The 25,146-nt window shown below is 73.8% G+C and carries 22 protein-coding genes; 18 read left to right on the top strand and 4 right to left on the bottom strand.

The features are described 5' to 3' along the window. Window positions 1–21 precede the first annotated feature (21 nt). The 11 genes from OG559_RS18060 (at window position 22) to OG559_RS18110 (ending at window position 7,203) form a co-directional block, all read left to right on the top strand. A complete protein-coding gene (locus OG559_RS18060) occupies window positions 22–816 on the top strand; it encodes a 2-keto-4-pentenoate hydratase (RefSeq protein ID WP_405105264.1) in 795 nt (264 codons plus the stop codon). Next, window positions 813–1,802 (top strand): acetaldehyde dehydrogenase (acetylating), encoded by a 990-nt coding sequence (locus OG559_RS18065; protein WP_405105266.1) that lies wholly within the window; start codon window positions 813–815, stop codon window positions 1,800–1,802. Before OG559_RS18060 ends, OG559_RS18065 begins: the two co-directional genes overlap by 4 nt. Continuing rightward, on the top strand, window positions 1,799–2,872 hold the full coding sequence (gene dmpG / locus OG559_RS18070) for a 4-hydroxy-2-oxovalerate aldolase (protein WP_405105268.1): 1,074 nt from the start codon (window positions 1,799–1,801) through the stop codon (window positions 2,870–2,872). The genes OG559_RS18065 and dmpG overlap by 4 nt, the downstream gene beginning before the upstream one ends. Continuing rightward, window positions 2,869–3,642: a 2-keto-4-pentenoate hydratase gene (locus tag OG559_RS18075; RefSeq protein WP_405105270.1), complete on the top strand. Its 774-nt coding sequence runs from the start codon at window positions 2,869–2,871 to the stop codon at window positions 3,640–3,642. Before dmpG ends, OG559_RS18075 begins: the two co-directional genes overlap by 4 nt. Next, window positions 3,639–4,067, top strand: coding sequence for a RidA family protein (locus tag OG559_RS18080; protein ID WP_405105272.1), 429 nt, complete (start codon window positions 3,639–3,641; stop codon window positions 4,065–4,067). The genes OG559_RS18075 and OG559_RS18080 overlap by 4 nt, the downstream gene beginning before the upstream one ends. Further along, window positions 4,064–4,588: a 3-hydroxyanthranilate 3,4-dioxygenase gene (locus tag OG559_RS18085; RefSeq protein WP_405105274.1), complete on the top strand. Its 525-nt coding sequence runs from the start codon at window positions 4,064–4,066 to the stop codon at window positions 4,586–4,588. Before OG559_RS18080 ends, OG559_RS18085 begins: the two co-directional genes overlap by 4 nt. Next, on the top strand, window positions 4,588–5,613 hold the full coding sequence (locus tag OG559_RS18090; protein WP_405105276.1) for an amidohydrolase family protein: 1,026 nt from the start codon (window positions 4,588–4,590) through the stop codon (window positions 5,611–5,613). Before OG559_RS18085 ends, OG559_RS18090 begins: the two co-directional genes overlap by 1 nt. Before the next feature lie 29 nt (window positions 5,614–5,642). Next, window positions 5,643–5,861 (top strand): type II toxin-antitoxin system VapB family antitoxin, encoded by a 219-nt coding sequence (locus tag OG559_RS18095; protein ID WP_161684768.1) that lies wholly within the window; start codon window positions 5,643–5,645, stop codon window positions 5,859–5,861. An 80-nt stretch (window positions 5,862–5,941) separates the two neighbouring features. After that, window positions 5,942–6,286 (top strand): PIN domain-containing protein, encoded by a 345-nt coding sequence (locus tag OG559_RS18100; RefSeq protein WP_405105278.1) that lies wholly within the window; start codon window positions 5,942–5,944, stop codon window positions 6,284–6,286. Between the two features lie 238 nt (window positions 6,287–6,524). Then, window positions 6,525–6,809, top strand: coding sequence for a hypothetical protein (locus OG559_RS18105; protein WP_350886269.1), 285 nt, complete (start codon window positions 6,525–6,527; stop codon window positions 6,807–6,809). Further along, complete coding sequence (locus OG559_RS18110) at window positions 6,796–7,203, top strand: DUF5130 family protein (RefSeq protein WP_405105280.1); 408 nt, start codon at window positions 6,796–6,798, stop codon at window positions 7,201–7,203. Before OG559_RS18105 ends, OG559_RS18110 begins: the two co-directional genes overlap by 14 nt. Before the next feature lie 68 nt (window positions 7,204–7,271). Here the strand turns inward: OG559_RS18110 and pepN are convergent, their stop codons facing one another. Further along, window positions 7,272–9,824, bottom strand: coding sequence for an aminopeptidase N (pepN, locus tag OG559_RS18115; RefSeq protein WP_405105282.1), 2,553 nt, complete (start codon window positions 9,822–9,824; stop codon window positions 7,272–7,274). 247 nt (window positions 9,825–10,071) lie between these two features. Here pepN and OG559_RS18120 point away from each other — a divergent pair, with 247 nt between their 5' ends. The 4 genes from OG559_RS18120 to OG559_RS18135 all read left to right on the top strand — a co-directional run bounded on the left by OG559_RS18120 (window position 10,072) and on the right by OG559_RS18135 (window position 12,976). Next, the gene (locus OG559_RS18120) at window positions 10,072–10,671 is read left to right on the top strand and encodes a DsbA family protein (RefSeq protein WP_405116759.1); all 600 of its coding nucleotides are present in this window, start codon (window positions 10,072–10,074) and stop codon (window positions 10,669–10,671) included. Window positions 10,672–10,887: 216 nt separating this feature from the next. Continuing rightward, complete coding sequence (locus tag OG559_RS18125) at window positions 10,888–11,187, top strand: hypothetical protein (protein ID WP_405105284.1); 300 nt, start codon at window positions 10,888–10,890, stop codon at window positions 11,185–11,187. A gap of 11 nt (window positions 11,188–11,198) precedes the next feature. After that, window positions 11,199–12,398 carry a DUF1015 family protein gene (locus tag OG559_RS18130; protein WP_405105286.1) on the top strand — a complete coding sequence of 400 codons (1,200 nt, stop codon included), beginning with the start codon at window positions 11,199–11,201 and terminating at the stop codon, window positions 12,396–12,398. A 110-nt stretch (window positions 12,399–12,508) separates the two neighbouring features. Continuing rightward, window positions 12,509–12,976 (top strand): ribose-5-phosphate isomerase, encoded by a 468-nt coding sequence (locus OG559_RS18135; RefSeq protein ID WP_396669926.1) that lies wholly within the window; start codon window positions 12,509–12,511, stop codon window positions 12,974–12,976. A 4-nt stretch (window positions 12,977–12,980) separates the two neighbouring features. Here the strand turns inward: OG559_RS18135 and OG559_RS18140 are convergent, their stop codons facing one another. After that, window positions 12,981–13,319: a hypothetical protein gene (locus OG559_RS18140; RefSeq protein ID WP_405105288.1), complete on the bottom strand. Its 339-nt coding sequence runs from the start codon at window positions 13,317–13,319 to the stop codon at window positions 12,981–12,983. 83 nt (window positions 13,320–13,402) lie between these two features. Next, entirely contained in the window at window positions 13,403–14,635 is a 1,233-nt protein-coding gene (locus OG559_RS18145) for a GNAT family N-acetyltransferase (protein ID WP_405105290.1), read from the bottom strand. Between the two features lie 109 nt (window positions 14,636–14,744). Here OG559_RS18145 and OG559_RS18150 point away from each other — a divergent pair, with 109 nt between their 5' ends. Both OG559_RS18150 and OG559_RS18155 read left to right on the top strand, forming a co-directional pair. Beyond that, complete coding sequence (locus OG559_RS18150; RefSeq protein ID WP_405105292.1) at window positions 14,745–15,293, top strand: hypothetical protein; 549 nt, start codon at window positions 14,745–14,747, stop codon at window positions 15,291–15,293. 287 nt (window positions 15,294–15,580) lie between these two features. After that, window positions 15,581–17,461, top strand: coding sequence for a propionyl-CoA synthetase (locus OG559_RS18155; RefSeq protein WP_405105294.1), 1,881 nt, complete (start codon window positions 15,581–15,583; stop codon window positions 17,459–17,461). Window positions 17,462–17,563: 102 nt separating this feature from the next. On the opposite strand, the gene OG559_RS18160 is transcribed toward OG559_RS18155, so the two are convergent. Further along, window positions 17,564–20,311 (bottom strand): Hsp70 family protein, encoded by a 2,748-nt coding sequence (locus OG559_RS18160; protein ID WP_405105296.1) that lies wholly within the window; start codon window positions 20,309–20,311, stop codon window positions 17,564–17,566. Window positions 20,312–20,576: 265 nt separating this feature from the next. Here OG559_RS18160 and OG559_RS18165 point away from each other — a divergent pair, with 265 nt between their 5' ends. Then, window positions 20,577–25,142, top strand: coding sequence for a hypothetical protein (locus tag OG559_RS18165; protein WP_405105298.1), 4,566 nt, complete (start codon window positions 20,577–20,579; stop codon window positions 25,140–25,142). Window positions 25,143–25,146: the final 4 nt, after the last annotated feature.

The following is a 25,146-nucleotide window of genomic DNA, read 5'->3' on the forward strand; positions in this document are numbered from 1 at the left end:
CGAGCGCACCGAGGAGCGGGCATGAATGTCGACATCGAGGCGGCCAACCGTGAGCTGGCCGAGGCCCGCAGCAGCGGGAAGCCCTGCCCGCCGCTGCGGGGCCGGCTGCTGCCGGAGGGGGACGTCGAGTCCGCGTACCGGGTGCAGCAGCTCCAGACGCGGGCCTGGCAGGGCCGGGGCGAGCGCCGGGTGGGCGCGAAGATCGGGCTGACCTCCCAGGCGGCCCGGGAGAGCCTCGGCGTGCACCAGCCGGACTTCGGGCTGCTGACCGACGCGATGGCGGTCGGGGACGGCGTCGAGGTGCCGTTCGGCCGGCTGCTCCAGCCGAAGGTGGAGGCCGAGGTCGCCTTCGTGCTCGGCCGGGACCTGACCGACGAGCGGATCACCGCCGTCGACCTGATCCGCGCCGTCGACCACGTGCTGCCGGCGATCGAGATCGTCGACTCCCGGATCGCCGGCTGGGACATCTCCATCGTGGACACCGTCGCGGACAACGCCTCCAGCGGCCTGTTCGTGCTCGGCACCACGCCCCGCCGGCTCGCCGACGTGGACCTGCGGCTGTGCGGGATGGTCCTCGAACACGCCGGGGAGCCGGTCTCGGTCGGCGCCGGGGCGGCCTGCATGGGCAACCCGCTGAACGCCCTGGAGTGGCTCGTCGGCACGCTCGTGCGCGCCGGTGACCCGCTGCGGGCGGGGGACCTGGTGCTCTCCGGGTCGCTCGGCCCGGTGGTGCCGGTGACGCCCGGCGCGGCCTACGAGGCGCGGATCTCCGGGCTCGGCTCGGTTCGTACCAGTTTCGGAAGGGAACCCTCATGAGTACCGGCGTGGCGGTGCTCGGGTCGGGCAACATCGGCACCGACCTGATGATCAAGGTGCTGCGGCGCAGCGGTGCTCCCGATGGGTCGCGACCGCGGGACTCCGCCTCGCCGCGTTCCTCGCCCTCCCCGGGGAGCCTGCGGATGGTGGCGATGGCCGGCATCGACCCGGACTCCGACGGGCTGGCCCGGGCCCGCCGACTCGGCGTGGCCACCACGGCCGAGGGCGTCGACGGGCTCGTCGCGCTGCCCGAGTTCGCGGACGTGGAGTTGGTCTTCGACGCGACATCGGCCGGCGCGCACCGGCGGCACGACGAGGTGCTCCGCGCCCTCGGCCGGACCGTGGTCGACCTGACCCCGGCGGCGATCGGCCCGTACGTGGTGCCGCCGGTCAACCTGGATGAGCACCTGCACGAACCGAACGTGAACATGGTGACCTGCGGTGGGCAGGCGACCGTGCCGATCGTGGCCGCCGTCGGCCGGGTCACGCCGGTGGCGTACGGGGAGATCGTCGCCTCGATCGCCTCGAAGTCGGCGGGGCCGGGGACCCGGGCGAACATCGACGAGTTCACCGAGACGACCGCGCGGGCGATCGAGGCGGTCGGCGGCGCGGGGCGCGGTAAGGCGATCATCGTGCTGAATCCGGCCGATCCGCCGCTGATGATGCGGGACACCGTCTACTGCCTGTGCCCCGACGCCGACGCCGACCGGGCCGCGATCGCCGGATCGGTGGCCGAGATGGTGGCGACCGTGCAGGAGTACGTCCCCGGGTACCGGCTCAAGCAGGACGTGCAGTTCGACCCGGTCGACGCGTACGTGCCGGCTCTCGGGCGGCACCTCACCGGCTTGCAGGTGTCGGTGTTCCTGGAGGTGTCCGGGGCCGGGCACCACCTGCCCGCGTACGCCGGGAACCTGGACATCATGACCTCGGCCGCGCTGCGCACCGCCGAGCGGCTGATCGCCCTCCGGAAGGCGGTGACCGCATGACCGACCTGTACGTGCAGGACGTGACGTTGCGCGACGGGATGCACGCCGTCGCCCACCGGTACACCGTCGACCAGGTGCGCGCGATCGCGGCGGCGTTGGACGCGGCCGGGGTGGCGGCGATCGAGGTGGCGCACGGCGACGGGTTGGCCGGGTCCAGCGTCAACTACGGCCACGGCGCGGCCAGCGACGCCGACTGGATCTCCGCCGCGGCCGAGGTGCTGACCACCGCGCGGCTGACCACCCTGCTGCTGCCGGGGATCGGCACCATCGCCGACCTGAGGGCGGCGAAGGCGCTCGGGGTGACCAGCGTCCGGATCGCCACCCACTGCACCGAGGCGGACATCTCCGCCCAGCACATCTCCTGGGCGCGGGAGAACGACATGGACGTGTCCGGTTTCCTGATGATGTCGCACATGACCGACCCGGCCGGGTTGGCCGCGCAGGCCGCGCTGATGGAGTCGTACGGGGCGCACTGCGTCTACGTCACCGACTCGGGTGGCCGGTTGTTGATGTCGGACGTGGCGCAGCGGGTCGACGCGTACCGGCAGGTGCTGTCGGCGCAGACGCAGATCGGTATCCACGCGCATCACAACCTGTCGCTCGGGGTGGCCAACAGCGTGGTCGCCGTCGAACACGGCCGGGTCGCCGGCGGCGTTCCGGCCGGGCCGGACGCCCCGCACGGGCGCACGGTGCGGGTGGACGCGTCGCTGGCGGGGATGGGCGCGGGGGCCGGCAACGCGCCGTTGGAGGTGTTCGTCGCGGTCGCCGAGCTGCACGGTTGGAAGCACGGCTGTGACGTGTTCGCCCTGATGGACGCCGCCGACGACCTGGTCCGGCCGATGCAGGACCGGCCGGTGCGGGTGGACCGGGAGACGCTGTCCCTCGGCTACGCCGGGGTGTACTCCAGCTTCTTGCGGCACGCCGAGCGCGCCTCGGCGAAGTACGGGGTGGACGTGCGGTCGATCCTGGTGGAGCTGGGGCGGCGGCGGATGGTCGGTGGTCAGGAGGACATGATCGTGGATGTGGCGTTGGACCTCGCGGGTCGGCGTGGGCAGGAGGAGGTCGCGTGATCGGGGTGGACACCGGGGGCATCGCCGGCAGGCTGGGGACGGCGGCCGACACGGCCACCGCGATCGGGCAGCTCGCCGCCGAGACCGGCCTGGACGCCGACGGCGCCTACGCGGTGCAGACCGCGCTGGTGCAGCGCCGGCTGGACCGGGGCGAGCGCCTCGTCGGGCTGAAGATGGGGCTGACCAGCCGGGCGAAGATGGCCCAGGTCGGCGTGGACGAGGTGATCTGGGGCCGGCTCACCGATGTGATGCGGGTCCCCGACGGCGGCACGGTCGATCCGGCCACGTTCATCCACCCCCGGGTCGAGCCGGAGGTGGCGTTCCTGCTGGACCGGCTGCCCGAGCCGGGCGAGCCGGTCGGGGCGTTCACCGACGCGGTGCGCGCGGTCGCCCCGGCGATCGAGCTGATCGACTCCCGGTACGCCAACTTCACCTTCTCCCTGCCCGACGTCATCGCCGACAACGCCTCCGCCGCCGCGTTCGCCATCGGAGCCTGGTCACCGGTGCCGGACGGGCTGGACAACCTCGGCGTGCTCCTCGAAATCGACGGACGCGTCGTCCAGGTCGGCTCGACCGCCGCGATCCTCGGCGACCCCCGCCGGACCCTGGACGAGGGACTCCGCCTCGCCGGGCGGCACGGGGTTCGCCTGCGGTCGGGCTGGGTCTTCCTCGCCGGGGCCGCCACCGCGGCCGTGCCCCTGCGCCCCGGCGCGCACGTCCGCGCCGTCGTGGAGAAGCTCGGCGCCGCGTCGCTGCGGGCGTCGTCGTGAGCGGCGAGGCGCGCGTGGTCGCCGGCAAGGCCGTGCCGCGCGGGGCGTTTCCGCACGTCAAGGTCGCCGGCGGGTTCGTCTTTGTCTCCGGTACGTCGTCCCGGCGGCCGGACAACACCTTCGCGGGCGTGTCGGTGGACGAGTTCGGCACGACCGACCTCGACGTCCGGGCGCAGACCCGGGCCGTGATCGGGAACGTCCGGGACCTGCTGCGGTCGGTCGGCGCGGACCTGCCCGATCTCGTGCAGGTGACGTCGTACCTGGTCAACATGAACGACTTCGGTGGCTACAACGAGGTGTGGGCGGAGTTCTTCGACGCCACGGGGCCGACCCGGACGACCGTGGCCGTGCACCAGCTTCCGCACCCGCACCTGCTCATCGAGATGCAAGCCGTGGCGCTTCTTCCGTCGGGAGGTCAGTCGTGAGTGAGATCGCCGAGCCGTTCAGCTTCCCCGGGTGGGTCGCCGAGAACCAGCACCTGCTGAAGCCGCCGGTGGGCAACCGGGAGATGTTCCCCGGCTCCGACGACTTCATCGTGATGGTGGTGGGCGGGCCGAACCAGCGCACCGATTTCCACGTCGACCCGTACGAGGAGTTCTTCTACCAGGTCAAGGGCAACATGCACGTCAACCTGATGACCCCGCAGGGTCCGCGTACGGTGCACGTGCGCGAGGGCCAGATGTGGATGCTGCCGCGGGACACCCCGCACTCGCCGCAGCGCCCCGAGGTCGGCTCGATCGGCGTGGTGGTGGAGCGGGTCCGCGCGGAGGGCACGCTGGAGAAGTTCCAGTGGTACTGCCCGGAGTGCGGGCACAAGGTGCACGAGGTGGAGTTGCAGGTCCGCGACATCGCCGCCGACCTGCCCCCGGTGTTCGGCGCGTTCTACGCCGACGAGGCCGCCCGCACCTGCGGCGAGTGCGGCGCGCTGCACCCGGGCAAGGGCTGATGGGGGTGCCCGCCGGGCGGCTCCCGGTGGTCGACGTGCACACGCACGTCGTACCGAAGGGGTGGCCGGACCTCGGCGCGGCGTGCGGCGGGTCCGGCTGGCCCTGGCTGCGGATCGACTCCGAGCGGGCGGCCATGATCATGGTGGGGGAGACGGAGTTCCGGCCGGTCGGCGCGCAGTGCTGGGACGCGCCGACCCGGCTGGCCGACATGGCCGCCGACGGGGTCGACGTCCAGGTGGTGTCCCCGACCCCGGTCTTCTTCAGCTACGACCGCCCCGCCGACCAGGCGGTGAAGGTGGCCCGGATCTTCAACGACCTCACCCTGGAGGTCACCGCCGCCGGCGGCGACCGGCTGGTGCCGTTCTGCCAGGTGCCGTTGCAGGACCCGGACGCGGCCTGCGCCGAGCTGGACCGCTGCCTCGCGGCCGGGCACGTCGGGGTGGAGATCGGCAACCACGTCGGCGACCGGGACCTCGACGACGAGGGAGTGGTCACCTTCCTCCAGCACTGCGCCGAGGTCGGCGCGCCGGTGTTCGTGCACCCGTGGGACATGCCGGGCGGGCCCCGGCTGGACCGGTGGATGGCCCGCTGGCTGACCGGGATGCCCGCCGAGACGCACCTGTCGGTGCTGGCGCTGATCCTCGGCGGCGTGTTCGACCGGGTGCCGGAGTCGCTGCGGCTCTGCTTCGCGCATGGCGGCGGGAGCTTCCCGTTCTGGCTGGGCCGCGCCGACAACGCCTGGCACCGCCGGGGCGACCTGGTTCGGGGCGCGTCCGCCGCGCCGCCCAGCGCGTACGTCGACCGGTTCTGCGTGGACTCGGTGGTGTTCGAACCGGCGGCGCTGCGGCTGCTGGTGGACACCATGGGCGAGGACCGGGTGCTGGTCGGCAGCGACTATCCGTACCCGCTGGGGGAGCGCCCGGCCGGGCAGGTGGTCCGCGCGGCGGAGTTCCTCACCGCGGCCCAGCGCGACAAGCTGCTCTCCGCCAACGCCCTGCGCTTCCTCGGCAGGTCGCATGTATAAACGGCGATCGGATGTATATACTCGGCTGCGTGAAGACTGTTATCGATCTTGATGATGAGCTGCTCGACCGGGCCCGGCGGGAGTTGGGCACCAAGAGCAAGAAGGACACGATCCACGCCGCGCTCCGGCTGGTCGCCGAGCGGAGCGAGCGGATGGAGGCCATCCGCGAGCTACTGGCCATCGACCGGGACTGGACCGGACTCTTGGAGGACGACAAGACGCCCGAGGGTCGGCAGGACGCGGCGTGAGGCCTCCCCCCGGCCTATATCTGATTGACACCTCCGCCTGGGGGCGGCTGCGGCAGCCGACTGTGCGGAAGCGGATCTCGGTGATCCTGGAGGAGCAGCTGGCCGCCACCTGTCTCCCCCTGGATTTGGAGGACGGGCGGAGCGCTCGCGATTTCCGGGACGCGATGGCGGTGCGAGCTCGGCGCTCCGAGCTCATGATCGAGCTACCGATCACGGCGGCGGTGGCCACCCGGGCGCGGGATCTGCAATTGGCGTTGACGGCCCGAGGACACCACCGCGCGGCGAGCCCGGTGGACGTCACGGTGGCGGCGGTCGCCGCCGAGTACTCCGCCGTCGTCATGCACTACGACCGCGACTTCGATCTGATCAGGGACGTGGGTGGCCCGCGATGCGAATGGGTCGCGCCGGCCGGCACCCTGAGCTGACCGCAGCCCGCAGCCCGCTGACCGTCGTGTCTGCCGTGCGGCCGGTGGCCGGAGCGGGCAGGATGGGCGGGGTGCGGTGGCGGGTGGGATCGCCACCCCGCAGTCTGGCGGGCCGTCGACTCCGCTAACGTGAACAGGAGCGGAGTCGGGCGGTCGGTGTCCATGATCGTCCACCCGACCCGGGATTCCTGGTCTCTCTTTCCGCCTGGGGGCGTTGGGATTGTCTGTTACCGAGACGTTGCTGATCTTCGTCGGCATCCCGGCGGCCGTGGTGCTGGTGATCGCCGCGCTGGCATTCGCCGGCGGCCCGGGCAAGGGTGCCGCCGCCAAGCGCTACCGGCCGGGCCGGCCCTTCGACTTCACTCCGGTCTGGTTCCTGGGCCGTCCGGAGCAGCTGGCCGACTCGGCCGGCACCGTGCTGGCGGCAGGTGCGCAGGCGCCGGCGCTGACCAGCCACAAGCTTGAGAAGGCCGGCATCGAGGCGCCGGCCGGTGGAACCGGAGGCGCAAGTGACCGTTGGTGAGATCCAGGCCGGCACGGAAACACCGCCCGAGGTGCTCGACGGGCCTTTCTCGACCCGTCAGCTGCTGCGCATCGACGAGGCGCTCCGCCTGGCCGACCAGGGGACCGGGCTGGTCTTCTCGGTCTACGTCGGCGGCCTCGACGAGCCGATCCGCGAGCACGCCCAGCGGCTGCACCGGCAGCTCGCCGACCCCGACCGGTCGATCCTGATCGCGGTGTCGCCCAACCAGCGCAAGCTGGAGGTCGTCACCGGCCGGCACGCCCGCAAGCGCATCCCCGACACGTACGCCAAGCTGGCCGCCCTCTCCATGGTGGCGGCCTTCGGCGGCGGCGACCTGGCCGGCGGCATCATCAACGGCCTCGACCAGCTCGCCAGCCACGCCGGCAAGGGCTGAGACGCAGCTGGCCGGGGCCGGCGCGGGGCTGTTCGCCCGCGCCGGCCCCGGGCCGGTTGACACTCGCCTCAGGCGCTGCGGGCGTCCCGGTCGCGGGCCCTCAGCGCGCGGACGACGGCGTCGCGGCCCTCGGCGACCAACCGGCGCAGCGACGCCGGCTGCCCGTCGGCGGCGGCCAGCCACGCGTCGGTGGCCGCGACGGTCTCCTCGGAGACCTGCTGGTCCGGGTACGCCAGCTGGACGAACTCCTGCGCCGGCTCGCTGTCCCGCTGCGCCCAGACCTGGTCCACCACGGCGAAGTACTTCTCCCGGTACGGGACGAGCAGCTCCGCCTGCACGGACGGGGCGAAGCCCTGCAACAGCGCCCGGTTGCGCCAGTTCGGCAGCGCGTCGGGGCCGGTGAGCTGGGCCCAGACGGCGGCCTTGTTCTTCTCCGTCGGCACCAGCGCGTGCGCGTGCGCGGCCTCCCGCTCGCCGCTGGCGGTCCGGTCGCCGGCCAGCTCGGCCTCGATCTCCTCGGCGCCGGCGGCACCGTTGGCCACCAGCTGCTGGAGGATCGTCCAGCGCAGCTCGGTGTCGACGGCCAGCCCGGCCGGCACGTCGTTGCCGGCCAGCCAGCCCCGCAGCAGCGCCAGGCCCTCGTCGGAGCGGGTCGCCGAGGCGACGGCGCGGGCCCAGGCGAGCTGGAACCCGCTGCCCGGCTCGGCGGCGGACAGCGTGGCCTTCGCCGTCCGGTGCAACTCGGCCCAGCCGGTCGGCGCCCAGGCCGGGTCGGCGTAGTAGACCAGCGCGGAGGTCGCCTGGCGGAGGGTGGCGGTGACCAGGTTGATGTCGGTCTCCGCGGGCAGCCCGGCCAGCACCAGCGCCACATAGTCGCGGGCCGACAGCTCGGCGTCGCGGACCATGTCCCACGCGGCCATCCAGCACAGGGCGCGCGACAGCGACGACTCGAAGCCGGCGATGTGCTGCACCACCGTGGCCATCGACCGCTCGTCCAGCCGCAGCTTCGTGTACGTCAGGTCGTCGTCGTTGAGCAGCAGCACGTCCGCCGCCCGCACGCCGTGCAGGTCGGTCAGCTCGGTCAGCTCGCCGGTCACGTCGATCTCGATCCGCTCCCGGCGGACGAGCTGGCCGTCGGTCAGGTCGTACAGGCCCACGCCGATGCGGTGGGTGCGCAGCGTCGGGTACCCGGCCGGCGCCTCCTGCCGCACCACCACCCGCTGGTAGCTGCCGTCGGCGTCGACCGTCACCTCGGGACGCAGGGTGTTGACCTGTGCGGTCTCCAGCCACTGCGCGGCGAACTTGCGCAGCTCCCGGCCGGAGGCCGCCTCAAGCTCCGACAGCAGGTCGTCGAAGGTGGCGTTGCCCCAGGCGTGCTTGCCGAAGTACGCCCGCAGCCCGGCCAGGAACGGCTCCTCGCCGACGTACGCGACGAGCTGCTTGACCACGCTCGCGCCCTTGGCGTACGTGATGCCGTCGAAGTTGACCTCGACCGCCTCCAGGTCCGGCATCTCGCAGTAGACCGGGTGGGTGGAGGAGAGCTGGTCCTGCCGGTAACCCCAGTTCTTCCGGATGGACAGGAAGGTCGTCCAGGCGTCGGAGAAGCGGGTGGCGTTGGCGTTGCACCAGTGGCTGGCCCACTCGGCGAACGACTCGTTCAGCCACAGGTCGTTCCACCAGCGCATGGTGACCAGGTCGCCGAACCACATGTGGGCCAGCTCGTGCAGGATCGTGTTGGCCCGCTGCTCGTACTCGAAGTCGGTGACCTGGGAGCGGAAGAGGTAGTGCCCCTCGGCGTGCGTGACGCAGCCGAAGTTCTCCATCGCCCCGGCGTTGAAGTCCGGCACCCAGAGCTGGTCGTACTTCGGCAGCGGGTAGCGCACGCCGAACTGCTGGTGGAAGAAGTCGAAGCCCTGCTTGGTGACGAGGAACAGGTCGTCCGAGTCGAGGTACTGCGCCATCGAGGCCCGGCAGTAGACCCCCAGGTCGATGCCGTCGTGGCTGTCCCGCACCTCGTGGTACGGGCCGGCGCAGAGCGCGGTGATGTAGGTGCTCATCCGGGCCGAGGGAACGAAGTGGACGGTCTTGAGCCCCTCGCCGGCCGGCACCTCGCGCTCGACCGGCATGTTGGACACGACCCGCCAGTGCTCCGGGACGGTGGCGTGCCAGGTGTAGACGCTCTTCAGGTCGGGCTGGTCGAAGCAGGCGAAGACCTTCTGGGCGTCCGCCGTCTCGAACTGGCTGTAGAGGTAGGTCTCCCCGTCGACCGGGTCGACCGTGCGGTGCAGCCCCTGCCCGCTGTTCGAGTACGCGAAGTCGGCGTCGACCACGAGGGTGTTCTCCTCGGCCAGCCCGGTCAGCGTCAGCCCGCTGTCCGCCGACCAGCCGGAGACGTCGACCGGGACGCCGTTGAGCGTCGCCGAGCGCATCGACTCGGCGGCTGCCTCGATGAAGGTGGATGTGCCCTGTTCGGCGCAGCGGAACCGGACCTCGGTCACCGACCGGAAGGTCCGGGCGTCGGCGGCCTGGACGGCGGTCGACAGGTCCAGACTGATGTCGTACCCGGTGACCTCGAGCAGGCGGGCCCGCTCGGTGGCCTCGACCTGGGTCAGGTTGCGCACTCCCGGCACTGTTCGTCTCCATCCCGCTCTCGCGTGCGCCGCTGCGGCGCCAGCCCACCGCCCGCTCGTGACGGTCGGTCGGAACCGAGTCTTCCATGGGCGGGCACGCCGCGGTGGGCGACGTCACGCTCTCATTCCGGTACCGGTCAACGCCGGCCAGGGTGGAGGATCAAGGGACAAAGGGTCGGCCCCCCGGCCCTGCCGTTGCGAAGGGAACCTCACCGTGACCGATCGAGTCACTGTCGGCATGTGGTTCGACCCGATGTGTCCGTGGGCGTGGATCACCTCCCGTTGGCTGCTGGAGGTGGAGCAGGTCCGTGACGTGGACGTCCGCTTCCACGTGATGAGCCTGTCGGTGCTCAACGAGGGGCGCGACGTGCCCGAGCGGTACCAGCAGATGTTGGAGAGCGGCTGGGGCCCGGTGCGGGTCTGCATCGCGGTCGAGCAGCAGCACGGCCCGGACGCCGTCCGTGCTCTGTACACCGCCATGGGCACCCGGATCCACCTCGGCAAGGAGGAGCTGGGCCGGGAGCTGTTCGCGGCGGCGCTGACCGATGCCGGGCTGGACCCGGAGCTGGCCGAGGCGGCCGAGAGTACCGCGTACGACGAGGCCCTGCGGGCCAGCCACGAGGCCGGGATGCGGCCGGTCGGCGCCGACGTGGGCACCCCGGTCGTCCACGCCCCCGGCCCGGACGGCGACCCGGTGGCCTTCTTCGGCCCGGTGGTCACCCCACGGCCCAAGGGCGAGGCCGCCGGCCGGCTCTGGGACGGCGTCCTGCTGGTCGCCGGGACGCCCGGCTTCTATGAGCTGAAGCGCTTCCGCCAGGCCGCCCCGACCTTCGAGTAAAGAGGGCACCTCCTCAACGGCTCAGGGGTGGAGAAGGGTTCCCTGTCTTGTGCCGCTCCGCCCGCCGTCGGCCCGGGCTCCGACAGGGCCGGCGGCGGGCGGGGCCGGTGGGCGGCGCGCCGTGGGGGCGTCACCGGGTGGTGCGGGGGTCGTTCCACCGGATGTCCCGCCAACGGCCCGCAGGGGTGGGCCCCCGGCAGCTCGTGGAGGCATCCGATGGGTAAGCACCGCCGTACGTTCGATGACGCGCCGCCGCAGGCGGCGGCCACCGGGGAAGCCGGTGCGGCGTACTGGTCCGTGGACGACGCCGGCTGGCCTGCGGTCCGGCCGAACCTGCCGGCCGACCTGGTCGACCTGCTGGCCCCGCCGATCGTGGTCGGCGTCGCCCGGGTGGCGGCCACCTCCCGGCTGACCCCGCCCCTCGGCGCGCCGGGCCGGCCCGGCGCCCCGGCCACCCCCTTTCAACTGGTGGACGGGGTGCGGGGCCCGCTGCGGGGCGTGACCGGCCGGCGGTAGCGTCAGCGGACATGACGGTCGTACATCCGATCGCCCGGGCCTGGATCACCACTGGCGGCACCGGCGCGCAGAACTACGACGAGTTCGCCGACGACGCGGAGATCACCGCGATCATCGAGGCGAACCCGCACAGTGCCCTCGGCATCGAGATGCCGCACCGGGCACCGGAAACCCTGGGGAAGTCCTTCCTCGACGCGCTTCCCGACGCGGCGGCCCGCCTCGCCGAGGCCAAGGCCGACGGCAGCTACACCCCGGCCGAGCAGGTGGTGGTTCTCTACCGGATCAGCGCGCCGGGGGAGGAGACCGCGTACGGGCTGTTCGCCATGGTCGACACCGACCAGATCTCCACCAGCGCCGACGAGCCGGGCCTGGTCATCCGCAACGAGGACGTCTTCATCGCCAAGGTCCGCGAGCGGGTCGCCCTCGCCGAGGCGCTCGGGCACCTGCTCTCGCCCGTGCTGCTGCTCCAGACCGGCCGGGGCGACGAGCTGCACGCCGCGCTCGCGGCGGCGACCGAGTCGGCCGGGGCGCCCGCCGCGACCGACACCGACCAGTCCGGGCGCACGCACGCCGTGTGGCTGCTCGGCCCCGGCCCCGAGCAGGACGCGCTGGCTGCCCTGGCCGGCGGCGGCGAGCTGGTGGTCGCCGACGGCAACCACCGCAGCCTCGCCGCCCAGACCGGCGGCCTGCCCCGCTTCCTGGCCGTGGTGACCACCCCCGCGTCGGTCGCGATCCAGCCGTACAACCGGCTGGTCAGCGAGCTGACCGTCACCCCGACGGAGCTGGTCGACCGGCTCCGCGCGGCGGGCGCCGAGGTCACCGTGATCGACGGTCCGGTCGAGGTCCCGACGGCCGGCGGCACCGTCGCGCTCCGGCTGGCCGACCAGGGGTACGCGGTGCGACTGCCGCACGTCGACGGCGGCCGGCTGGAGAACCTCGACCACGCGCTGGTGGAGCGGGTGCTGATGCGCGACGCGCTCGGCCTCGACCCGGGCGACAAGCGGATCACCTACGTCGGCGGGGACTACCCGGCGAGCTGGCTGACCGGCGAGGTCGAGGCGGGCCGGGCCGAGCTGGCGGTGCTGATCGCCCCGGTGACCGTGGACGACTTCGTCGCGGTCAACCTGGCCCGGGAGAAGATGCCGCGCAAGAGCACCTGGTTCACCCCGAAGGCCCGCGGCGGCCTGGTGGTGGCCGAACTGTCCCGCTGAACGCGTGACACGCCGGCCGACGAGCCGGTGACCAGCCCTTCTGTGACGAAGCCGGCTCCGCGCCGCCGCCCGCTCGGCGGCGCGGACGACGGCCTGACAGACTGCGCGGTATGCGCGTCTATCTGGGATCCGACCACGCTGGTTTCGAGCTGAAGGTGCACCTGGCCGGCCACCTCGCCAAGCAGGGGTACGAGCTGGTCGACGTCGGCCCGCACGCCTTCGACCCGGACGACGACTACCCGGCGTTCTGCCTGCACACCGGTGCCCGGGTGGTCGCCGACCCCGGCAGTCTCGGCGTGGTCATCGGCGGCTCGGGCAACGGCGAGCAGATCGCCGCCAACAAGGTCGCGGGCGTCCGGGCGGCGCTGGCCTGGAACATCGACACCGCCCAGCTCGGCCGGGAGCACAACGACGCCAACGTGGTGGCCGTCGGTGCCCGCCAGCACACCCTGGACGAGGCCACCGCCATCGTCGAGGCGTTCCTCACCACCTCGTTCTCCGGCAACCCCCGGCACGCCCGCCGGATCGACCAGGTCGCCGCGTACGAGCAGAGCCGGGAGCTGCCCGACCTGCCCTGACCCGTCAGCGCCCCGGCCGGGTCAGCGGCCCGGGGCGGGGCAGGTCCTCGCGGGGCATCCAGTTGCGCCGGACGACGACCATCCGGGCCTCCGCCTCGGCCAGGTCCTCCTCGGTCGGTCGGGCCGCGTCCCGGGCCCGCAGCGCCGCCAGGGGCCCCACCTGGGAGGCGCCGGGCCCGACCAGGCTGCGCAGGCCCCGCTCGCCGTCGCGTTCCTCGCCGGCCGGGCCACCCCGGCGGCGGGGCGGCTCGACCACGTCCCGCGCCCCGGCAGTGGGCGCCGTGGGAACCTCGGCGTCGGAGTGGTGCCTCAGCCGGCGTCGCCGTCGATCCCCGTCATCCATCAGCCGACCGTACCGCCCGCGCCGCCGCCGCGCCCGCCCACGTGGAGGCCCGGCCGGCGGGGCGGTGGCGGTGGCGGGGACGGTCAGAAGATGCCCATTCCCGCCGGGGCCCGGTGCCAGGCGAAGGCGGGCCCGGCGGCGGCCAGCGCGCCGGGGCGCCGCTCGTGGATCCGCCCGGCGTCGGCCAGCGTCGCCAGCCCCGTCCCGCCCAGGTACAGCTCGCCGAGCGCCCGCACGTCGCAGGCCAGGTCGGCCGGCCGGTCGGTGGGCCCGCACCGGGCGTCGTCCGGCCCGCCGGTCAGCCGCCAGCGCCCCGAGTTCTCCGGAAGCAACTCGTCGGTGACCTCGACGACGACGTCCACGTCGGCGGCGTACCGGCGGGCGGCCAGCGCGGCCGGCACGTCCACCACCCGCACCCAGAGCGCGTCGGAGAGCCGGGCCACCAACCGGCGCGGCTCGTCGACCAGGCGCAGCAACGGGTCGTCCACCGGCCCCCGGTAGGAGAGCCGGCGGGTCAGGTCGAGCGAGAGCAGCAGCCGCCACAGCGCCACCCGGGCCGCCGGGTTCGCGGCCACCATCTCCTCGACGATCGTCACGCCGCGCGGGCCGGCGGCGTCGGAGTCCCGGCGCGAGCGCCACAGCGCGTACCCGTCGACCTCACCGTCCGGGCCCTCGTGCAGCATCACCCGGCGCTCGGTCGCGCCCGCGCGCTCGTCGGCCGGGTCCGTCAGCACGTACCGCCACCACCGGTCGTCCCGGTCGGACCAGCCGGGACGGTCGGCGCGCTGCCGGTCGTACAGCCGGGCCAGGTCGGCCTGCTGTGCCACCGGCCGGTCCAGGCGCAGCCGGCCCTCGGCGGCGGCCGGGGCGGGCAGCCGCAGTTCGGTGGTGGAGCACTCGACGGAGAGTTCCTGGGCGGCGAGGCCGTAACCGAACCGGGGGTAGATCCGGCCCTCGCTGGCCCAGAGCACGGCCACCGGCTCCCGGCCGGCGTCCCGGATGTCGCGCAACTGCCGGCGCACGAGCCGGGTGAGCAGGCCGCGGCGGCGGTGGGTCGGCAGTACCCCGACCATGGTCACGTGGGCCGCCGGCAGCGTGGCACCCGGGACGGTCAGCTCCCGGGTGAACGCCGAGACGTGCGCCACGAGTTCCGCGCCGTCCCGGACCAGCAGGCTCCGGTGCGGCTCCCAGATGCCCCGTTCGGCCTCGCGGGTCTCCTCGCCGAGGGTGGTGTGGAACGTGATCTCGATCATGCGGGCCAGGTCGTCGAAGTCGTCGGGCTGGCCGACCCGGATCGGCGGTGGAGGGTTCGTCATTGCCCGTGTCTATCGGAAACCCCAGGGGGCAGGCGACCGATTTGCCGGCTCGTTACCCTCGGAGGTGGGGCCGGCCGGTGCCGGCACCGACGTCAGGGGAGGACACGAGATGGCAGACCAGACACAGCCGTGGGCGGAGCGGACCGTCGAGGTATCGCCGCAACCGGGTGTCGGGGTGCCGCCACAGCGCGACGCCTTCCGCCGGGGGGTTGCCTCCGTGGGGCAGCCGCGCACTCCACGCACCGAACCGTTCCCCACGATCGACCAGGGCGGGCACGACGGGCTCTGGTCCGGCGACGTGCCGGCGCCGCGCCGCCCGTTGAGCTGGCACCTGGCCCGGTTGCGGGTCGGCGGCGAGTGGAGCGCCGCAGGGGGCCTCTTCGCCTTCGTCTGCTGGGGCATCTGGGCCATCTCCGGGCGGGGCGACCTCGGCGCGCCGCTGCTCACCTTCCTGCTGAGCCTGCTGGTCGCGGCCGGCCTGTTCGGGCTGTCCCGGCTGCTCGGCCGGGTGATCTGGGAGCGGCAGCTCGGGCGGGTCCGGCGCAGCGCGCGGGGCGCCCACATCGTGACGGCGGTCTTCCTGGTGGGCCTGGGGGTCGCCTACCTCCAGCAGACCGAGTGGGTGGTCTCCGCCTGGAACTGGGTCACCGGCAACTGACCCCGGCCCGGCCGGGGCCGCACCGGTGCGGTGGTCCTGCGCCCGGGCGGGCCGGCGCGGAGCCGCCCGCCCGGGCGCCGGAGTCGCGGTCCGCCGCGACGCCGGCCGTTCCTCACCAGGCGGCGCTGCTTACCCGCCCCACGCGCCTTCATCCGCGGCGAGCACCGACGACTGACGCCGCCGGGTCGGCCGTCCGGTCCGCCGTTCGGCGACCCGGCAGGTGCGTCCGGCGCACCGGAGCGGGCCGGCCGTCGTGCCGGCCGGGCGGCACACCCCACCATGGCGGGATGGGTGCGTATCGAGCAGCGTACGAGCGGAGCATCGCCGACCCGACCGCCTTCTGGCGGGACGCGGCGGCGGACATCGACTGGCACCGGCCGCCGGAGCGGATCCTCGACGACGGCCGGGCCCCGCTGTACCGCTGGTTCCCCGACGGGGAGCTGAACACCTGCCACAACGCACTGGACCGGCACGTGGCGGCGGGACGCGGCGACCAGCCCGCGCTGATCCACGACAGCCCGGTCACCGGCACCACCCGGACGTACACGTACGCCGAGCTGTGCGACGCGACCGCCCGGTTCGCCGGGGCCCTGCGCCGGCTCGGGGTCGGCCGGGGCGACCGGGTGCTGCTCTACCTGGCGATGGTCCCCGAGGCGGTGGTCGCCATGCTGGCCTGCGCCCGGATCGGCGCGGTGCACTCCGTGGTGTTCGGCGGCTTCGCCGCCCACGAGCTGGCGGTCCGCGTCGACGACGCCCGGCCGAAGGTGGTGGTCGCCACCTCGTGCGGGATCGAGGTGGACCGGATCGTGCCCTACCACCCGATTCTCGACGCGGCGCTGGCGGAGGCCGAGCACGCCCCGGAGCGCTGCGTCATCGTGCAGCGCCCCCAGCACCCCGCGCCGCTCACCCCCGGCCGGGACCTGACCTGGGACGAGGCCCTCGACGGCGCCGAGCCGGCCGACTGCGTCCCGGTGGCCGCCACCGACCCGCTCTACGTCCTCTACACGTCCGGCACGACGGGCCGGCCGAAGGGCGTGGTCCGGGACAACGGCGGCCACGCGGTGGCGCTGCGCTGGTCGATGGCCAACGTTTTCGGCATCGGGCCCGGCGACGTGTTCTGGGCCGCCTCCGACGTCGGCTGGGTGGTCGGCCACTCCTACATCGTGTACGGCCCGCTGCTCGCCGGGGCGACGACGGTGCTCTACGAGGGCAAGCCGGTCGGCACCCCGGACGCGGGCGCGTTCTGGCGGGTCGTGTCGCAGCACCGGGTCGCCGCCCTGTTCACCGCCCCCACCGCGATCCGGGCGATCCGCCGGCAGGACCCGGACGGCACGCGGATCGGCCGGTACGACCTGTCCAGCCTCCGGACGCTGTTCCTGGCCGGCGAGCGCCTCGACCCGGACACCTTCGCCTGGGCCGGTGCGCGGCTCGGTGTGCCCGTGGTGGACAACTGGTGGCAGACCGAGACCGGCTGGCCGGTGGCGGCGAACCCGCGTGGGCTGGAGCCGCTGCCGATCAAGGCCGGCTCGCCGTCGGTGCCCGTCCCCGGGTACGACGTGCGGGTGGTGGACCCGCGGGGTGTGGAGGTGCCGGCGGGCGTCGACGGCTCGATCGTGATCAGACTGCCGCTGCCCCCGGGCTGCCTGCCCACCCTCTGGGGCGACGACGAGCGCTACGTCCGGTCGTACCTGAGCACCTTCCCCGGCTACTACCTGACCGGCGACGGCGGCCGGTTCGACGACGACGGCTACCTGTACGTGATGGGCCGCACCGACGACGTGATCAACGTGGCCGGGCACCGGCTCTCCACCGGGGCGATGGAGGAGGTGCTGGCCGGCCATCCGGCGGTGGCCGAGTGCGCTGTCATCGGCGTGGCGGACCAGCTCAAGGGCCAGGTGCCCAGCGGGTACGTGGTGCTCAAGGCCGGCGTCGAGGTGGACCCGGGCGTCCTCGCCGCCGAGCTGGTCGCCCGGATGCGGGAGCGGATCGGCCCGGTCGCCGCGTTCCGTCGGGTCACCGTCGTGCCGGCCCTGCCGAAGACCCGCTCCGGCAAGATCCTGCGCCGGACCATGCGGGGCCTGGTGGAGGGGCGCGACGAGCCGGTCCCGGCCACCATCGACGACCCGGCCACGCTCGGCTTCTTCCGGAACCTGGCCGCCGCCGACTGACGCCCGCCCGGTCCCGATCGCACCACGCCGAGGGTCGGGGCCGGGCGGCGCTCGCCGGCCGTGGGCTGGGTCAGGTGTCCGGGCTGGTCAGGGGGTGGCTGGTCAGGGGGTGGGGGCGAAGCGATACAGCACGAAGTCCTTCGCCGAGCCGCAGAACAGCACGCTGGTGTTCCACGAGCAGGACTCGCCGCGCACGTCCTTGGCCCGGCCCAGCTCGGCGGGGTCGGGGGAGCCGACCGCCAACCCGGCGATGCTGGGGTCCGACTCGCTGCCGCTCAGCCTGTCGGCGAAGACCAGGATGTTGCCGGCGTCCAGCCGGACCGCCACCCCGTCCCGGTCCCGCAGCACCGCCTTGCCCTCCGGGTCGAACAGGGTCGACGTCGACTCCGGGTACTGGCGCCGCACGAGCAGGTGCTCGCCCACCGGCATCAGGTCCTTCGCCCCGGGCGTCGCCCAGCGCCGGGGGCTCGCGCCCTCGGTGGCCGCCACCACCTCGGCGCGGTCCGCGTCGCCGGACGGCACCTCCAGCACGCACGCCCGGTGTTCGCCGCAGGCCACCAGCGCCTCCGCCCGCCGCCCGTCCTCCGTGGCGCTGTGCAGGATCGTCGGCTGGGCCCCCCGGGTCAGGTCGTAGCCGAGCAGCCGGTACCGGCCGACGGTGGAGTCGTCGACCACGTACAGCCGGTCGTCCCGGGCGACCACAAGGTCGTCGCGGTCCGCGACCCCGGACCAGGTGCGCAGCACCGACCCGTTGTCCAGGTCGATCAGCCGGGCCGAGCGGTCCGCACCGATCTGGACGAGCCGGTCGACCTTCCCGCGCCACGGGTCGCGGGGCGTCCCGTCGGCGTACGCCGGCCCGCCGGCCCCCTCGGCGGTCTCGACGCGCAGCACGGTGCTGCGGGCGTCGCCCGACCCGTTGCGCGGGTTGTCCCGGCTCCAAACCTCCGTGCCGTCGCTCATCCGCAGGCCGACGAGCCGGTTGCCGTCCCGGTCGACGAGTACCGCCACATCCCCGCCGAAGAACACCCGGTCGTCGCCCTGGATCGTCCGGGACCACCGCTGCTCGCCGGAGGCGGTGTCGCGTACCACCACCTCGCGGGAGGTGTCGCCGCCGGACGCGTCGGAGAAGGCCGCCACCGCCCCGGGCACCGCGCGGAGCCCCTCCCACCGCTGCGCCACCTGCGTCGTCTGCTTGCGCCACCGCTCCCTGCCGGTCTCCGCGTCGACCGCCACGATCTCCAGCCGGTTGTCCGGCAGCGGGTACGCCGCGTAGCCGGTGTCGCCGAGCAACGCGGTGAAGGTCTCCGCCGGCCGGTCCGCCCCGGCGGGGATGCGCTTGACCTCGGTCAGGGTCTTCTGGAACTCCAGCCCCGGGTAGCGGTCCCGGGTGTACCACAGGGCGCCGCCGCCGGCCAGCCCGGCGAGGGCGAGCACCGCCGCGACCGTGATCCACAGCGCCCGCCGCCGGGGGGTGGCAGGCGGTGCCGGCGTACCGGAGACGGGCGCGCCCCACGGGGCGTCCGGCGTTCCGTCGATCCCGGGCGGCCCGCCGAGCGCGGTCGGCGGTAGCCCCGGTCCGGCGGCTGCGGTCGGCGGCAGCCCCGGCCCGCCGTCGACCCAGGTGGGTGGCGGGCCGCCGGCCCCGGCCACCGCAGGCGCGGCCGCCGGTACGCCCCCGGCGCCACCCGCCGGCGCGGCCTGTCGTGGCGGGCGGGGGACCGGCAGGTCCGTCAGTGCCCCCTCGGCCACCGGCAGCTCCGGCTGCTCCAGCACGATCGGCGCGACGCCCAACTCGGCGTGCAGCATCCGGGCCACCAGCGGCATCCGGGTAGGGCCGCCCACCAGGAACAGGCCGGCGAGCCGGTCGGGGGTGAGGCCGGCGGCGGCGATCACCCGCCCGGTCTCGGCCACGGCCCGGGCCAGCAGCGGGGTGGCCACCCGCTCCAGGTCCTCCCGGGTGAGCTGGACGACCTCCTGCGATCCCGGCACGACCACCGGCGCGACCGGGGCCCGGGACAGCATCTCCCGCGCCTCGCGGACGCCCTCCCGGAGCCGGTGCAGGTCCCGCCACTGCCCGGCGTCGGCCGGCTGGGTCAGCCGGGCCCACCGCGCCGGGTCGGTCGCGGACACCAGCTCGCCGAGGCGGCTCGTGAGGGCGGCGTCCAGGTCGAGCCCGCCGAGGTCGGGCACGCCCCCGGTGGCGGTCACGGCGAAGCCGGAGTCGCCCCACGGGTCGGCGCCCTCGTTGCGCAGCACCGCCACGTCCAGGGTGCCGCCGCCCAGGTCGAACACGGCGATGGAGCCGCCGACCGGCACCGGCCGGCGCAGCACCTGGGCGTAGTAGCGGGCGGCGGCCACGGGCTCGCGCAGCAGCCGGGTGCCGAGCGGGGTGGGGCCGGAGAGGGTGTGCTCGGCAGCCTGCGGCCAGCCCGCGCGCAGCAGCGCGTCGGCGAGGACCTGACGCCGGGCGTCGTTCCAGGACGCGGGACAGGTCAGCACCGCCGGGGGGAGGAAACCGACCGTGGCGACCGCGGTCTGGCCCACCGTGTGCAGGATCGCGGCCAGCAGGTCGGCTGGGGCGTACTCGCGGTCGCCGAGCGGCACGGTGGGGGAGTCGATCAGTCGTTTCGGGTTCGGCTCGTAGCGGCCCGGGTCGGCCTGCGCCAGCCGCTGCGCGTCCCGGCCGACGTGCAGGCGTCCGTCGGCGTCGGCGTACACCCCGGAGGGGACGACCGGCTGCCCGTCGACGAGCAACGGCCGGGTCCGCCCGTCCGGCCAGCGGAGCACGGCCACGGTGTTGGACGTGCCGAGGTCGACGCCGAGGGCGAAGCCCTCGTGCTGGCCTGCCATGTGCCGCTACCTCCGCCGGGGACGAGGGGATGTCCGGCCCCGCATCGTACGCAGGCGGAACACCCGCCCGGCCAGCGCCTGCGGGACGGCCAGGCACGACGGGAGCCGGGGCCGGCTCGACGAGCCGGGGAGGTGGCCTCCCGCGCCGGCCGGGGACCCCGGGCGTCGGCGGTTACTGTCGGCTTTGTGCTTGACACTGCTGCCGTGCTCCGGGCTAGCTGGTAGGCAGATCATCTGTCCGGCCAACGTTCGACTGTGGAGTGTGATGGACGCTGACTTTGTCCAGTCGGTCGCGCGGGTCGGCGACCACATCGAGGTCCGTCTCATCACCGGCGACCTGTTCGTCGGCCAGCTCGTGGAGCTGACGCTCAACCGGCTCGTGCTCCAGCAGCCGGACGGCGGGCGGAGCGTCCTGGCCCTCGCGGGCATCCTCGGGCTGCGGACCCTGGTGGGGGCGCCCCCGGCCGAGCCGGCCCCGGTGGCACCGCCGGCCGGGCCCGTCACGCCGACTCAGCCGGCTGGGCCCGTCCCGGCGGCGGCACCGGCCGCCGAGCCCGCGGCGGTGCCGGTGGCGGTGCCCACCCCGACGGCCGAGCCCACCCCGGCGGCGGTGCCGACGCCCGACCCGCCGCCCGCTTCGCGACCGGCACCGGCCGCGGACGACCCCGTTCCGCCGGCCGCCGTCGAGCAACCCCCGCGGCAGGCGATGCCCGTGGCCGAGGGCGGCCCGCCGTTCGCGCCGGTCGAGGTGGCCGCCGCCTCCACCGCGGTCACCTCGGACCTGGCCCTGCGCGCCGTGGCCTCGATGCCGGTGGAGGTGTCCTTCGACATCGACGTCCCGCAGGACCAGTACAGCGGCCTGCACTCCGAGTACCAGCGGTACCGCAACGCCGCGAACATCAACGAGCTGGCACCCAAGTTCGGCCGGCTGGGCCAGATCGCGACGGGCCTGCGCCGGATCCTCACCGCAGACCCGGTCAACGGCGACCTCTACCACCTGATCGGGGTCATCGAGCTGCTCAACGCCGCCCCGGCGACCGCCCAGCAGTACTTCGCCACCGCGGCGGACCTCACCGCCGACCCGGAGAGCTGGCGGCTGCTGGCCGTCGCCGCGGCGAAGAACGCGGACAGCGACGCCGTGGTGTACGCCCTGCTCCGGTACTTCCGCAACATCACTCCCATGATCGACTCGGCGGCCTGGCACGCGTTGCTGGGCGTGCTGGACGCGGCCGGCTCCCGGGCGCCCCTGGGGGACCTGATCCTCGCCCCCAACCTGCCGCCCATCACCCGGCGGGCGGTGGAGGAGGCCTGCCCCGGCGGCGTGACACCGGAGCCCCGTGCCCGCCCCGAGGGGGCCCAGCCGCGTCCGATCCGGTTCCGGGCTGCGGGCTTCCCGCCGGCCGTCCGGCCGGGTGCGCCGGGTCGGCCCGGCGTGCCCGGCAGGCTCCTGCCCACCCCCCGCCGCACCGTGGAGAAGCCGCCCGATCCCGCGCCCCGGGCGCCCGCCGCACCCGCGCGGGCGGCCAGCGACCACTTCGCCCGCGCAGATCACCTGAACAAGAAGAAGCGCGACTTCGAGGGGGCGAAGGCCGCGTACCGGGAGGAGATCCGGTCGGGCGGGCCGAAGCGCGAAAGCGCGGTGAAGGACCTCGCCTGGCTGATCAAACGGCTCGACGGCGCGGAGGCCGCGCTGCGGATCCTGGAGGTCGAGTTCCCCGGGGTGGTGCCGCCCGGCGACTCCCTGGACAACATCCTGATCGATTTCTACATCGCCGCCGGAAGGTACCGCGACGCGCTGGAGGCGTTGCACCGCCAGCTCGCCTCCCGGGACCCGTCCAGCTCCAAGGGACGGCACCTGCTGCACCAGATCGCGTTCGTGAAGTTCTCCGCCGGGCAGGACTCGATCCCCGAGTGGAAGACGTTGCTCGATGCCACCCCGGCGAACCCCGCCGTCCGGCGCGGCCTGGCCATGGCGTACGTACAGCAGCGGACGTCGGCGAGCCTGGACGAGGCCGAGAACCTGATCCGCGACGACAGCACCGACCGGGCGGACGACATCCGCCGCCAGGTCGCCGCGATCCGCCAGGGTAACGAGCTGTCCCTGAGCACACCCAAGTTCATCGACCGCCTGTTCACCTCGGCCCTGGTGGCCTACGTGATGGACCGGTACTCCGAGCAGGCGGCCGGGATCAAGGACCAGCGCAAGCGGGAGAACAAGCAGCCGATCTTCCGCGACGCGACGCGGCTCGCCGACAACGCCGGGCACTCGCGGGGGTACCAGCGGGAGAACAGCGCCGACGGCTACATCTCCGCCGCGGCCATCCTGCGGGAGTACGGCGCCAACGGGCGCGACGACGACGAGGACAAGCTGCACGGCTGGCTGTGCAGCGGCCTCACGGCGCTGGCCGACCTGGTGCTGGACCGGCAGGCCAGCGAGGCCGCCCGGGACCTGTACTGCGAGGCGCTGGCCGCCTCCGAGCGGCTGCGCAACCCCGCCCGGGGCGGCGACGCCCGGCTGGCCATCGGCCGGTTCTTCCTCTCCCTCAACGGGCGGCCGGCACTGGGGCGGCGCGACTCCACCCCCGACGGCGCGCCCATCGACGAGGTCGTCGCGCCGATCCTGCGCGAACAGCTCGGCCAGCACGGCTCCGCCATCTTCCCGCTGGTGGCGCAGCTCGTCGCCCAGACGGACGTGGCGGCCGAGCGGGTCACCGCGGTCATCCACGACGACCCGGAGCTGCGCGCCGCCGCGGCCAGGTACCTCGCCGACCGCGGCTACCTCGACGGCGACCTGCTCGACGACTGGTCCGACGAGCACCCGTCGGGCCGGCCGACCTTCGAGGTGATGCGCGAGGCGTGGCAGCGGTACGGCGCGGCCTGGGGGCGGGAGCAGCGACGGAAGGTCGCCGCCCTGGCGCCCCTGCACGAGCTGACGATCGCCGAGGACGTCATCAAGACCGCGCTGGTCAGGCTCTCCGAGGTGCGTCCGGAGGTCGACTCGGACAGCGAGAGCCTCAGCCGGATCGAAGACGCCCTGCGCGAGCTGCTCCAGTTCATCTACGCCGAGTCCTTCGAGGAGCGCGACGCCTCGCTGCGCCGGGTGACGGACACCATGAAGGGGGTACGCAGCGAGGTGGCGAAGGCGCCCACCAGCTTCGCGGTCGAGGGCGTCGACCCCGTCGCCGTCCGCATCGCCTCGCTGGTGGAGCAGGCGCAGGAGCACCTGCTGGCCGAGCGCCGCCCCAAGCCGGACCTGGCGCTCGCGCTGGCCGAGAGCAACCGCGACCAGCACGGGCTGGTGACGGTGCAGATCGAGATCCGCAACAAGGAGGGCATGGCCCCGCTGGAGTCCGGGGAGCTGCGGATCCGCAGCGAGCCGGACCTGTTCATCCCCCAGGACGAGGTGCTGCGGCTGACCAGCGCGGTGAGTGGCGGGCAGCACCGGGTGCTGGTGGTGAAGCTGCGGGTCAGCGACAGCGGAGTCCGGGCCGGTGCCTTCTCGCTGCCGGTGACCCTGCTGTACCGGTCCCGCTCCGACGACGAGTACGACCAGGTGGAGGCGAGCCTGGCCGTCCAGCTCGCCGACCCGTCGAAGTTCGAGGAGATCGACAACCCGTTCTTCCAGGGCTCCACGGGCGCCCCGGTGCAGGACCCGGAGATGTTCTTCGGCCGGGAGGAACTGCTCGACAACATCGAACGCCGGCTCCGGCTCGCCCCGGTGCCGGGCACCGGTGTGGCGATCTTCGGCCAGAAGCGGGCCGGCAAGTCCTCCATCCGGTTCCGGCTGATCGACCGGCTCAGCGAGCGGCGGGCGTCCAACAACCTGATCGTGGTCGACCTCGGCAACATCGGCAGCTTCAGCCCCGAGGGCGGCCTCGTCGGCCGCGGCCCGCACGCCCTGCTCGGCGAGCTGCTCTGGGAGATCCTCAACCGGACGGGCCGCAAACTGCTCGAGGACCCGGCCGGCGCCGGCCGGCCCCGCCTGGCCGCGCACGTCACCCGGGAACAGTTCGCCGCCAGCCCGCAGCCGGTGGTGGACTTCATCTCCATCATCGAGGACTACTTCGCCACGCTCGACCGGCCACCACACGTCGTCGTCCTGATCGACGAGTTCCAGTACTTCGACGAGTGGATCCGCAACCGCCTGCTGCCGCAGTCGTTCATGCAGGCGCTGAAGGCGATCATCGAGCGGCGCGTCTTCCACCTCGTGGTGGTGGGCCAGGACGCGCTGGAACGGGTGATCCGCGAGCACGCCAACGTCTTCGGGGTGTTCGCCCGGGAGCGGGTCACCTACCTCGACGACATCAACGCCCGGAAGCTGATCGAGCTACCCATCCTCATCGGGGGCCGGGACGGGCACAGCCGGTACCGGCAGCACGCCGTGAACCGGATCGTCGAGCTGACCGGCGGCAGCGCCTTCTACATCCAGAAGTTCTGCTTCTTCCTGGTCGAGCAGATGAACCTCAACCGGGCCCCGCTGGTCACCGAGGCCGACGTGGAGCTCGTCCGGGAACAACTGCTGGACTCGCTCGGCGAGGAGGACTTCGACAACCTGGAGACCGCCGGCTACACCGAACCTGACGCCCCCACCGCCGAACACTTCCGCCCCGTCCTGCTGGCTGTGGCGGTCGCCTCCCGGCAGGGCCTGGCCACCATCGAACGGGTGCAGGCCGTCTACCGCGGCAGGGATGACCTCACCGAGTTGCTGAACGACCTGATGATTCGGGACGTCGTCCGCAAGGAGGGGGGCGCGTACCGGATCGTCGTCCGCCTCTACCAGGACTGGCTGCTGATGCACCACGTCGGGGCGTCCATCGAACTGGGGCGCTAGGGTC

Source organism: Micromonospora sp. NBC_01405 (assembly GCF_045040155.1).
Classification (GTDB): domain Bacteria; phylum Actinomycetota; class Actinomycetes; order Mycobacteriales; family Micromonosporaceae; genus Micromonospora.